12 protein-coding genes and 1 pseudogene are annotated in these 11,461 nt (G+C 62.5%); 3 read left to right on the top strand and 10 right to left on the bottom strand.

The window, feature by feature from the left end; all coding sequences use genetic code 11:
• From OGL93_RS18385 to OGL93_RS18360, 6 genes and pseudogenes are all read right to left on the bottom strand, one after another.
• Positions 1-326: MFS transporter (locus OGL93_RS18385; protein ID WP_263264276.1), on the bottom strand; the 326-nt coding region annotated here is incomplete at its 3' end.
• A 297-nt stretch (positions 327-623) separates the two neighbouring features.
• Complete coding sequence (locus OGL93_RS18380; protein WP_263264274.1) at positions 624-2,210, bottom strand: ABC-F family ATPase; 1,587 nt, start codon at positions 2,208-2,210, stop codon at positions 624-626.
• Positions 2,211-2,230: 20 nt separating this feature from the next.
• Positions 2,231-2,418: pseudogene (locus OGL93_RS18375) on the bottom strand (hypothetical protein); the annotation flags it as partial.
• Between the two features lie 94 nt (positions 2,419-2,512).
• Positions 2,513-2,878, bottom strand: a complete 366-nt coding sequence (locus OGL93_RS18370) for a response regulator (protein ID WP_263264272.1) — start codon at positions 2,876-2,878, stop codon at positions 2,513-2,515.
• Positions 2,879-3,095: 217 nt separating this feature from the next.
• Positions 3,096-3,365: a hypothetical protein gene (locus tag OGL93_RS18365; protein ID WP_263264270.1), complete on the bottom strand. Its 270-nt coding sequence runs from the start codon at positions 3,363-3,365 to the stop codon at positions 3,096-3,098.
• A gap of 123 nt (positions 3,366-3,488) precedes the next feature.
• Positions 3,489-4,376 carry a Ku protein gene (locus OGL93_RS18360; RefSeq protein WP_263264268.1) on the bottom strand — a complete coding sequence of 296 codons (888 nt, stop codon included), beginning with the start codon at positions 4,374-4,376 and terminating at the stop codon, positions 3,489-3,491.
• Positions 4,377-4,708: 332 nt separating this feature from the next.
• On the opposite strand from OGL93_RS18360, the gene OGL93_RS18355 reads away from it, so the two are divergent.
• Complete coding sequence (locus OGL93_RS18355; RefSeq protein WP_263264283.1) at positions 4,709-4,981, top strand: DUF1652 domain-containing protein; 273 nt, start codon at positions 4,709-4,711, stop codon at positions 4,979-4,981.
• Between the two features lie 54 nt (positions 4,982-5,035).
• Here OGL93_RS18355 and OGL93_RS18350 read toward each other — a convergent pair whose 3' ends face one another.
• Positions 5,036-5,311 (bottom strand): peptidylprolyl isomerase, encoded by a 276-nt coding sequence (locus OGL93_RS18350; RefSeq protein WP_263264266.1) that lies wholly within the window; start codon positions 5,309-5,311, stop codon positions 5,036-5,038.
• A 66-nt stretch (positions 5,312-5,377) separates the two neighbouring features.
• Positions 5,378-7,534, bottom strand: a complete 2,157-nt coding sequence (locus OGL93_RS18345) for an ATP-binding protein (protein WP_263264265.1) — start codon at positions 7,532-7,534, stop codon at positions 5,378-5,380.
• Between the two features lie 106 nt (positions 7,535-7,640).
• Between OGL93_RS18345 and OGL93_RS18340 the strand changes: the two genes are divergently transcribed.
• Positions 7,641-8,801 (top strand): PilT/PilU family type 4a pilus ATPase, encoded by a 1,161-nt coding sequence (locus tag OGL93_RS18340; RefSeq protein ID WP_263264264.1) that lies wholly within the window; start codon positions 7,641-7,643, stop codon positions 8,799-8,801.
• Positions 8,802-8,891: 90 nt separating this feature from the next.
• Here OGL93_RS18340 and OGL93_RS18335 read toward each other — a convergent pair whose 3' ends face one another.
• On the bottom strand, positions 8,892-9,713 hold the full coding sequence (locus tag OGL93_RS18335) for an aldo/keto reductase (protein ID WP_263264263.1): 822 nt from the start codon (positions 9,711-9,713) through the stop codon (positions 8,892-8,894).
• Positions 9,706-10,647: a LysR family transcriptional regulator gene (locus tag OGL93_RS18330; RefSeq protein ID WP_263264262.1), complete on the bottom strand. Its 942-nt coding sequence runs from the start codon at positions 10,645-10,647 to the stop codon at positions 9,706-9,708. Before OGL93_RS18330 ends, OGL93_RS18335 begins: the two co-directional genes overlap by 8 nt.
• Before the next feature lie 113 nt (positions 10,648-10,760).
• Between OGL93_RS18330 and OGL93_RS18325 the strand changes: the two genes are divergently transcribed.
• On the top strand, positions 10,761-11,459 hold the full coding sequence (locus OGL93_RS18325; RefSeq protein WP_263264261.1) for a CoA transferase subunit A: 699 nt from the start codon (positions 10,761-10,763) through the stop codon (positions 11,457-11,459).
• The last annotated feature ends 2 nt before the right edge of the window (positions 11,460-11,461 follow it).

Genomic DNA, 11,461 nt, shown 5'->3' with positions numbered 1-11,461 from the left:
CAGCTGTGCAGCAGCGTGGCGAGCAGGGTGAGCGCACCGCTGGCCGCTATGGCGTAAAGGCCATACGTGATGGTGCGTTTGGTGCCGAGGCTGTCAGCCAGGCGCCCGGCGAGAGGCCGAACCAGCAAGGTTGCAAGGTATTGCGCGGCGATGACCACCCCTGCGACCACGGCATTGAAGCCGAGCACATCATGCACATAGCCGGGGATAACGGCGATCGGCAGGCCGATGCAGAAGAACGCGATAAAGGTATAGAACACGATGGAAAGGATTTGCAGGGTAACGGCGCCGGAGCGCGGGGGGAGGGTGCTTGAGGGGGTGGTCATAGCTCGCTCGTGGGCGGTGGGCCTGGAGGTATGATCACTAGGTGTGGAAAAAATTGAAAGCAGCCTACTGAATATTTCGGCGCGCGCGCTCAGTCACATCGCGCCGGCACCCACAAGGGGCCATGACCGGAAATGGGCCCTGTAAGCCGGAGACGACCGGAAACCTACGGCTTCGCGGGCGATGGCCTGGCACCGACGGGCGCCAGGCTCTGCCTGTGCGGGCACAGGCTAGGCACGGCCGCACCAGAGAGCACAGCCGCCTTTGTATTGGCTACGGAGTTCCGGCACCCCGGGTTGCTACACCACCCCCTGGCTGCGCAGGTACTCGTCGTAAGTGCCGCTGAAGTCCACCACGCCCGTGGGCGTCAGCTCGATGATGCGAGTGGCCAGCGAGGAAACGAACTCGCGGTCGTGGCTGACGAACAGCAGCGTACCTGGGTAGTTCTCAAGGGCCAGGTTCAGTGCCTCGATCGATTCCATGTCCAGGTGGTTGGTGGGTTCGTCCATCACCAGCACGTTGGGCTTTTGCAGGATCAGCTTGCCGAACAGCATGCGGCCCTGCTCACCCCCGGAAATCACCTTGACCGACTTGCTGATCTCGTCGCTGGAGAACAGCATGCGGCCCAGGGTGCCGCGCACCAACTGCTCGCCGCCTTGGGTCCATTGGCCCATCCAGTCGAAGAGGGTGGCGTCTTGCTCGAAGTCCGAAGCGTGGTCCTGGGCGTAGTAGCCCAGCTCGGCGCTATCGGTCCACTTCACGCTGCCCTTGTCCGGCTGCAGTTCGCTCATCAGCAGGCGCAGCAAGGTGGTCTTGCCGATACCGTTGGGGCCGATGATCGCCACGCGTTCGCCAGCCTCGACCTGGAAGCCCAGGCGCTCGAACAGCGTCTTGCCGTCAAAGCCCTTGGCAAGGTTCTCGATCGTGACGGCTTGGCGGTGGAGCTTCTTGTTCTGGTCGAAGCGGATAAACGGGCTTACGCGGCTGGAAGGCTTGACCTCCGCCAACTGGATCTTGTCGATCTGTTTGGCGCGGGAAGTGGCCTGCTTGGCTTTCGAGGCGTTGGCCGAGAAGCGGCTGACGAAGGTCTGCAGTTCGGCGATCTGCGCTTTCTTCTTGGCGTTGTCGGCCAGCAGTTGCTCGCGGGACTGGGTCGCCGCGGTCATGTACTCGTCGTAGTTGCCCGGGAACAGCCGCAGCTCGCCGTAGTCCAGGTCGGCCATGTGCGTGCACACGCTGTTGAGGAAGTGGCGGTCGTGGGAAATGATCACCATGGTGCTGTTGCGCGCGGTCAGTACGCTTTCCAGCCAGCGGATGGTGTTGATGTCCAAGTGGTTGGTCGGTTCGTCGAGCAGCAGTACGTCTGGGTCCGAGAACAGCGCCTGGGCCAACAGCACGCGCAGCTTCCAGCCCGGGGCGACCTCGCTCATCGGGCCGAAGTGCTGCTCCAGGGGGATCCCCAGGCCGAGCAGCAGTTCGCCCGCGCGGGACTCGGCGGTGTAGCCATCCATCTCGGCGAATTCGGTTTCCAGCTCGGCCACGGCCATGCCGTCGGCTTCGGTCATTTCCGGCAGCGAATAGATGCGATCACGCTCGGCCTTGACCTTCCACAGCTGCTCATGGCCCATGATCACCGTGTCGATGACCGTAAAGGCCTCGTAGGCGAACTGGTCCTGGCGCAGCTTGCCGAGGCGCACGTTGGGCTCGAGCATCACCTGCCCGCCGCTCGGCTCCAGGTCGCCGCCGAGGATTTTCATGAAGGTCGATTTGCCGCAGCCGTTCGCGCCGATAAGGCCGTAGCGATTGCCGTTGTTGAATTTGACCGAGACGTTCTCGAACAGCGGCTTGGGGCCAAACTGCATCGTGATGTTGGCTGTGGAGATCAAGGAGCTTACCTATCAGTAACTTACAGCTGGGGTTTATCGCCTGGGACCAATTTGGGACCAATCATGAGCTTTTCCAGCTCTGCCAGTCGTTCGAGGAGTTGATCCGTCGTGCATACGTCGAGAGAAGCATCTGCACGCTATGCCCAAGCTGTTGAGCGATGAATCCGACGTTCATGCCGGACATTAAGCATATTGTCGCATAGGTGTGGCAGCCGGTGCACGGTGCCGGTCGGATGTAGAAGGCCAGCCAATGCCTCCAGCGCAAGCGGGTGCCACGAGGAGGGGCGTGGCACCCGCTTGCGTCAGCGCAGGAGGCGGCGCTGGATGGACAGGATCGAAGAGCGGATGAGGTCCGTCAGCTCGCCGATCTGCCACGGCTTTTGCAAAAAGCGAATGTTGCCTTCGCTTTCGCCCGCCGAGCCGGTGGTGAGGATCACTGGGATATCCGGCCACTTCTTGCACACCAGCTTGGCGAATTCCCAGCCGTCGAGTTCGCCGGGCATGATGTAGTCGGTAACCACCATGGACACCTCGTCCGGGTGGGAGCGCATATAGGCGAACGCCTCGTCACCGCTTTCAAAACTCACGACATCCAGTTCGAGTTGCTCCACGACTTCTTCGGCAATAAGCCGAAGCAGCTCATCGTCTTCGGCGATCAGCACCTTCATGCGAGCAGACTCCGCAAACCATGGTGCACCCGTCACTGCATTGAACTCCAGGATAGCTGGCGGTATCCCTGGCCATTACAGGGCTTACATGTAGCTGTAAGAAACTTCTTCCCCCCACGGGGCAGCTGCAAGCCTAAGACCGCAAATAAACGAAGGGTTCCACCGGCACGTGCAATTCCTCCCCGACCCGCCCGGCAGAGCGCCATGGGTGCTGCAGTCAGGAGGGTAGGCTAGCCCCTGGCTCAACCTGATGAACCCCCGCCCCAGCGATGCGGCCCGCCCGGACCTCTTCGGCATAGCGTTTCAAGCGCGGTTCACCATTCTCGAAAGCGCCGATCATCCGCTTCAGGGCATCGGCGTCTATGACATTCCCACTTTTTTCGAGGCGCTGGGCGATGTGCTTGAGTTCGGTCGCGGACCAGTGCAAATCCTTCGCGACGTCCTCTAGGTCACGGATCAGGGCCTGTTCGGTCTTGCCAAGGCTCATAGGTCGTTACGCCTCCATTGCGTATGTGGCTGGGGTCCGAGGGCCTGCGTGGGCCTCGCTGGCATCATCCGGAAGGGCGCCCATGCTGGCAAGCCCCGGCGATCGCTGGAAAGCGCAGCGGCCTCAGGAGGCCTTGCGCGATTTGCGTGGCGTTCGGGCCTTGGACTTGGTAGGGGCTGGTGCCTTCTCCTCAGGCGCTTTCGCGGCGGGCTTACTGGTGGTTTTGCCGCCCAGGCTGCGTTTGAGCAGCTCGGTCAGGTCGATCACATCGGCGCCCTGTTTGCCCGAGGCCTGTTCCACGCTCTCGACTTCTTCGATGTTGCCCTCGTGCGCCTTGCGGTCAACGAGCTCCATGATCTTGGCTTCGAACTGATCCACATAGTCTTCAGGTGTCCACTCGCCACTCATGTCCTCGACCAGCCGCTTGGCCATCTCCAGCTCACCTTTCTTGAGCTCCACCTTTTTGACTTCCGAGCTCAATTCGAGGGTTTCCAGGCTGCGGACTTCCGCTGGCCAGCGCAGCTTGACCAACACTAGCGCATCCTCGAGCGGCATCAGCGCGGCCAGGTATTGGCGGGTATGCAACACCACCAACGCCAGCGCTACTTTGTCGGTCTGCCGCAGGGTTTCACGCAGCAACGCGTACACCTTCTCGCCGCGGCGATCAGGTGCCAGGTAATAAGGGGTGTCGATATTGGGCAGGGGGATCTGGCTACTGTCGACGAATGAGAAAATCTCTATGGTCTGGGTCGAAACCGGATGCGCCGCGCGTATCTCTTCTTCGCTGAGCACGACGTAACGGCCCTTTTCGTAGGCGACGCCCTTGACCACGTTTTCCGATTCCATCTCCTCCCCGGTGACTTTGTTCACGCGCTTGTAGCCGACGGGGTCCATGCTACGTTTATCGAGCCAGTCGAAGTCCACACCTTTGGAAGCCGTCGCCGATACCAGAGCGACAGGTATATGAACCAGGCCGAAACTGACAGCGCCTTTCCAGATAGCACGGGGCATGGAGGAACCTGCGGTAAGCGGGGGGAGATATGCAAGTGACCGGCATGCAGTGGGCGAAGTTCAGTTCCTCTAATAGGGCACAGCATGCAACTTGCACGTAAGTGCTGCACGAAAACGGGCATTCTGCATGGTGGCTTTTTAGCCTTTTATCAACAGTTAGTTGTAAGTGATTGATTATCAATGCCAGACGAGCGGTCATGGAACAGGCATGGAAGGTGCTCTTTAGTGGTCATGTTCTGGAACACCGATTCACGAAGAATCGGCCGCCTGCCCAAGGAATCGCCCAGCGGGCAGACATCCAGAACAATCACTGTTACCGAGGGAGAGGCGCGATGCTGTCCACACTTGAATTACGCAATATCATTGAAAGCAGTTTTCTTCCGCAACGGTGCCAGTGCACCCAAGGACCGGATCGGTCGTTGACAGTGAAGATTTTTCAGGCGAATTCCGACCGCGCTGATTTCATGGTGACCGGCATCGATACTCGCCAGTTGAACAGCAGCCGTGCCATCTCGAACCTGATCGCGGGCCTGCGTAAAGACCTGACCAGCCGTCGCAGCGTCACTGCTGTGGAGCAACGCAGGTACGCAAGCGCCAGCCTTTGAGCGATTAGCGCGATATAAAAGGACCCGCATGGCCGCAATGGCGATGCGGGTTTTTTAATCCCTGTAAAACACCTGCACCAAGTGATAGCCGAACCGGCTTTTGATGGGGCCGTGGATCTCCTTCAAGGCCTTGCGAAAGATCACCTGGTCGATCGCTGCGACCATCTGCCCAGGGCGTACTTCGCCAAGGTCACCCCCGCGCTTTCCAGACGGGCAGGTCGAGTGCTTGCGGGCCAGTACGTCGAAGGCCTCGCCCTTGGCCAGGCGCTGGCGCAGGGTTTCAGCCTGCTCGGCGGTACGAACGAGGATGTGTCGGGCCTGGGCTTTCATTGAAGTCTTTTCGAGTGTGTGAAGGGGCGCGCATGGTACTGCGTGGCAGCCCAGGCGCCCACTCTTTCAGTTACCGATCATCTGGCGCAGCTTGCTCGCCAGGGTTTCCAGGGTGAACGGCTTGCTCAGAATGTCCATCCCCTCCTCAAGATAAGCCTCGCGGTTCGCAGCTTTGTCGATATAGCCGGTCATGAACAGCACCTTCAGGCCTGGGCGACGGTGACGGGCGATTTCCGCCAACTGACGGCCATTGATTCCCGGCAAGCCCACGTCGGTCACCAACAGGTCGATGCGCAGCGCGGATTCGAGCAGCGGCACGGCGACTTCCGCATCTGCCGCGGGGTGGCTGCGGTAGCCGAGCTCGTCGAGCACGTTAAGGATCAACATGCGCACGGCCGGGTCATCCTCGACCACCAGCACGCTTTCTCCCTGCTGGGCCAACGGTGCTTCATTTTCGGTTTCCAGGGCGGCCGGGGCCTGCTGTGGTTCGAGGTAGCGCGGCAAGTAAAGGCACACCTCCGTGCCTTGCCCAGGCTCGCTGCGCAGCGTCACGTGGCCACCGCTTTGCTGGGCGAAGCCGTAGATCATCGACAGCCCCAGCCCCGTGCCTTGGCCGGTGGGCTTGGTAGTGAAGAAAGGATCGAACGCCTTGGCGCGGGTGGAGGCAGACATTCCGCTGCCGTTGTCCCGAACGCAGAGCATGGTGTAATGCCCCGGCCGAACCGGCTCCATGGGCAGGTTTTCCTCGGCTTCGTGCAGGGCGCGATTAGCGCTGGCGATGGTCAGCCGGCCACCGTGGGGCATGGCGTCGCGGGCATTGATCACCAGGTTGAGCAAGGCGCTTTCCAGTTGGTTGGGGTCCGTGTGCACCGGCCAGGTGTCGGCGGCCAGTTCCAGGCGCAGCTCGATCTGCTCGCCGGTCGTACGGGCCAGCAGGTCTTCCAGGGAATGCACCAGGGCATTGGGCTCGATGCGCTGGCGGTCCAGCGACTGCCGGCGGGAAAACGCCAGCAGCCGGTGGGTGAGCGCCGCGGCCCGCTGCGCCGAGGCGAGCGCTGCGTCGGCGAACCGGCCTACTTCAGCGCTACGCCCTTTGGCGATATAGCGGTTCATCAGGTCCAGGCTGCCCATGATGCCCGTAAGCATATTGTTGAAGTCATGGGCGATGCCGCCGGTGAGCTGGCCCACGGCTTCCATTTTCTGCGCATGCCGTAGCAGTTCCTCGGCGCGCTCGCGCTCTTGCGCTTCGGCCAACAACAACCGGTTGGCGTCGGCCAGCGCCCGGGTACGCTCGATCACCCGCTGCTCGAGGGTCTCGTTCAACTCCCGCAGCGCCTGTTCCGCCAGCTTGCGCTCGGTGATGTCGATGGAGGCGCCAATGAAGCGGGCAGGGCGGCCGTGGTCGTCGCGGAAGCAGCGGCCGCGGGCGAACACCCAACGCCAGCTGCCCTCAGCCTGCAGGCGGTACTCTTCGGCGAACTCGCCGCTGCCATGGACGCAGTTCTTTATCTGCCGGGCCACGAACACGCGGTCATCGGGGTGCACCGCCGTGAGGTAATCGCCGATGGGGCGCTGCCCTGCCTGGAGCGGGTCTACCCGATGCATGTAGGCAAAGTGCGCGTCGGCGATAAAGCGATCTTCGCGGATGTACCAATCCCAGGTGCCCACGGCATGGGTGGCGTCCAAGGCCAGCCGCAAGCGCTCCTCGGAGGCCTGGTTGGCACGCTGTTGTTCGGCCAGGCGCAATTGCAGCACCGCGTCCTCGGGCCTGGCGGTTGCGGTGGGTGCCAGCAGGGTCACCAGAGTGCCAAAAACGGTGGCCTGTTCATTGCGCAAAGGGGTAAAGCTTGCGCCAAGGCGGCCGATAACCGCTGCACCGGTAGTGGGCCCAAAGCCGTTGGCGAGGTCGGCGACGGTTACCGCTTCACCGCTGGCGGTGGCAGCCAGCGCCGCTTTCGCCGCTTCGCCCAACTGGGGGAAGAGCTGAGTCAATGGCTGCCCCTGGCTGACCTCGACCAGGCCGTAAAGGGCGAAAAAGGCAGGGTTGGCCAGAACACAATGGTCTGGCCCCCACAGCACGGCGCTCGGCAGTGGCGCGTTGAGCGCGATATCTACCGCTACGCGCAGGCCCGGCGGCCAGTGCGCCTGCTGCTCGCCGCAGTGGTCGCGGGCAGGGCAGGCAACGTTTGGTTCCAGCGCTGCCGCCGGATTGATAACAGTCATCGGCTTACCTTTGCATGCCATTCGATTTGCACCACAGGGCCATTACCGGCCAAGCTATGCGCAACTGCGCTAATTGCCCCCAACGTATTACTGGCGGACTTCACTCATGGATCTCCCGGCCCTGCTCAAACTGTTGGCAACCCAGGATGGTTCCGACCTCTATCTGTCGACCGGGGCGCCGCCCTGCGCCAAGTTCAACGGGGTACTGCGCCCGCTGGGCACCGAGGCGCTGAAGCCGGGCGATATCGCCCAGATCGCGGCGGGCATCATGGACGCCGAACAGCGCGCCGACTTCGAGCGGGAGCTGGAAATGAATCTGGCCCTTTCCCTCCCAGGCGTGGGGCGGTTCCGGGTCAACATCTTCAAGCAGCGTAACGAAGTGTCGCTGGTCGCGCGCAACGTAAAGCTGGACATCCCGCTGTTCGATGACCTCAAGCTGCCGCCCATCCTGCTCGATGTGGTCATGCGCAAACACGGCCTGGTGCTGTTCATTGGCGCTACCGGTTCGGGCAAGTCCACATCCCTGGCGGCGCTGATCGACCACCGCAACCGCACCAGCAGCGGCCACATCATCACCATCGAGGACCCGGTGGAGTATATCCATCGCCACAAGAAGTGCATCGTCAACCAGCGGGAGGTCGGCGTAGACACCCGTAGCTTCCGCGCGGCGCTGAAAAATACCCTGCGCCAGGCACCGGACGTGATCCTCATCGGCGAGATCCGCGACCGGGAAACCATGGAGCACGCGTTGGCGTTCGCCGACACTGGCCACCTGGCTATCTCCACGCTGCACGCCAACAACGCCAACCAGGCGCTGGATCGGATCATCAACTTCTTTCCCGAAGAGCGCCGGGCGCAGTTGCTCAACGACCTGGGCAACAACTTGCAGGCGTTCGTTTCCCAGCGCCTGGTCAAGACGCTGGACGGCAAGCGGCGGGCCGCGGTTGAAGTCATGTTAGGCACGCCGACCATTCGCGACCTGATCCACCGCAGCGAATTCGGGGAGCTCAAGGGCATCATGGAGAAATCCGTAAACCTTGGGATGAAGACCTTCGACATGGCGCTGTTCGACCTGGTGATCGAAGGGGCGATCAGTGAAGAAGAAGCACTGAAAAACGCGGACTCGGCAAACAACCTGCGCCTGCGCCTCAAGCTGCAGCGTGACAACCCCGGTGAGCGCACCACCGCGCCGTCGCCGCCCCAAGCTGCCTCGCGCCCGGCGCGCCGTGATTGGGGCCTGGTCGGCGACGAGGAAGGGCAGGGCTGAGCGGCCAGGTGCGTAGCGCCGTCGGGGTAAAAACGGCACAGCGGTGCCACGGCCTTTCCCACGCATCAATGCCACGTCGGTGTAGGCCGCTCAAACCATGCGTAGCCGTTGTTTGCGCGTCGGCGGCGCAAAGGCTTTGTCCATGTCGGCGAGGTCTTCGGCGGTCAGCACCAGTTGCGCGGCGCGCGCATTGAGGCGCACGTGAACCGGGTCGACTGCCTTAGGGATCGCCAGCACCTGGCCGCTGCGGATCACCCAGGCCAGGCATACCTCAGCGGGAGTGACCCTATGCCGGACCGCGATCGCCTGCAGTGTCGGATGCTCCAAGAAGCGCCCGCCCTGGGCGATCGGGCAGTAGGCCATAACCGGCATACCGTGCTCTGCCGCCCAAGGCATAAGGTCGAATTCAACGCCGCGTGCCTCTGGGTTGTACAGCACTTGCTGGGTCGCGCAACCTTGCAGCGCCTCGCCGTGAAGGTCGGCGACATCGAAATTGGACAGCCCCCAGGCGCCAATCTTGCCGTCGGCGCGTAGCCGCTCGAAGCCGGCCACCGTTTCCTCCAGCGGGTATTCTCCCGGCCAGTGCAACAGGTACAGATCGAGGCGCTCGACCCCCAGCCTGCGCAAGCTGCGCTCGCACGCGGTGACCACGCCGTCAGCGCTGGCGTTGTGCGGGTAGACCTTGCTGACCAGGTAAAGCGGCTCACTCACGCCGCGGATGGCTTCCCCCACCAGGCTTTCTGCGGCGCCGTCGGCATACATTTCGGCGGTGTCGATCACTTGCAGGCCCAGCTCCAGGCCCAGGCGCAACGCGGCGATCTCCTCTTGCCGGCGCGACGGGTCTTCGCCCATGCGCCAAGTACCCTGCCCGAGGGTGGGCAGGGCATGGCCAGCGAGTTGCACTTTATGCATAGGGGGTCTCCTCCAAAGGCTTACACACAAGCGCGCTGACGGGCGCGGCTAGGGCTGACAGCTGCGCGAACAACACATCGTGCAGCGCCTGGGCAGCGCTTGACAGTCGGCGATCGGCCAGGCGCATCAATCCGATCCGTCTTTCTATGCGAGGTTCCTCCAGCGGCAGGCATTGGGCGCCGGATTCGTGCATCTGCTGGCTGCACAGGGCCGGCACCGCGCTTACGCCCAAGCCGCAGGCGACCATACGCCCCACGGTGCTCAACTGGTGGGTTTCGAACGCCACCGGTAGCCGGCCGTGGCGCTCGAGCAGGTCCGTTTCCAGCAGTAGGCGAACGGCCGAAGGGCGTTGCAGGGTGATGAAATCCTCCTTGAGCAATTGCGCCCAGGTGACGCTGCTGGCCTGTGCCAGGGGTGAATCGAGTGGCACCACGGCAACGAAGCGATCGAGGAACAGGGGTTCGAACACCAGCGAGCGATGGGACTCCGGCTCAAAGCCGATCCCCAGTTCCACCTGGCGCTGGCGGACCATCTCGATCACTTGTTCGTTGAGCACGTCATGAACGGCTACATTGACCTTGGGGTGCAGGTTCTTGAATTGGCGCAAGGCATGGGGCAGCAGGTTGCCGGCGAAGCAGGGCATGGCGGCCACCGACACTCTGCCCAACTGCAACGTGAAGTGCTGGCGCAGCAGTTCTTCGGTGCTGTCCCAATCGGCCAGCAACCGCCGCGCCAGGGGCAACAAGGTTTCACCCTCCGGCGTAAGCCCCACGCTGCGGGTGCTGCGTACCAGCAGGCGGCCGCCGAGGTCGTCCTCCAAGGCCTTGATGGTCAGGCTCAGGGCCGGCTGAGAAAGGTGCAGGCGCTCTCCGGCCTGGGCGAAGTTCAGCGTTTGGGCGACGGCGACGAACGCCCGAAGTTGGCGTGGATTCATTAGAAAGCCCAATCAAACCATCAGTAAAACAAAATTAACAAATAACTCCCTGGGGCGGAAGATAGCCCAGCGGCCGCCCTCGGGCGTTCAATAACGATAACAAGGCAAACATCATGGCCGGTCTTGATAAGCGGGTATACAGCTACGAAGAAGCCCTCGCGGGCCTGACTGACGACATGACCGTGCTGGCCGGTGGCTTCGGCCTATGCGGCATCCCGGAAAACCTGATCGCGCAGATCAAGCGCATGGGCGTGCGCGGGCTCACGGTAGTGTCGAATAACTGCGGCGTGGACGGCTTCGGCCTGGGTGTGCTCCTGGAAGACCGGCAGATCCGCAAGATGATCGCATCCTATGTGGGTGAGAACGCCCTGTTCGAGCGCCAGTTGCTCGACGGCGAGCTCGAAGTGGAGCTCACGCCCCAAGGCACCCTGGCGGAGAAGATGCGCGCGGGCGGTGCGGGCATTCCTGCGTTCTATACCGCTACCGGCTACGGCACCCCGGTGGCTGAGGGTAAGGAGGTGCGCGAGTTCAATGGCCGCCATTACATCCTCGAGCAGGCGATCACTGGTGATTTCGCCATCGTCAAGGGGTGGAAGGCCGACCACTTCGGCAATGTGGTGTACCGCCATACCGCGCAGAATTTCAACCCGTTGGCGGCCACGGCCGGGCGTATCACCGTGGTCGAGGTCGAGGAGATCGTCGAGCCCGGTACCCTGGAGCCCAGCCAGATCCACACCCCAGGGATCTTCGTGGACCGGGTGATCCTGGGCCGCTTCGAAAAGCGCATCGAAAAACGCACGCTCAAGGCGTGATC

It is taken from the genome of Pseudomonas sp. RIT-PI-S, assembly GCF_025642975.1.
Lineage (GTDB): Bacteria > Pseudomonadota > Gammaproteobacteria > Pseudomonadales > Pseudomonadaceae > Aquipseudomonas.
This window is presented reverse-complemented; position numbering and strand designations above follow the sequence as displayed.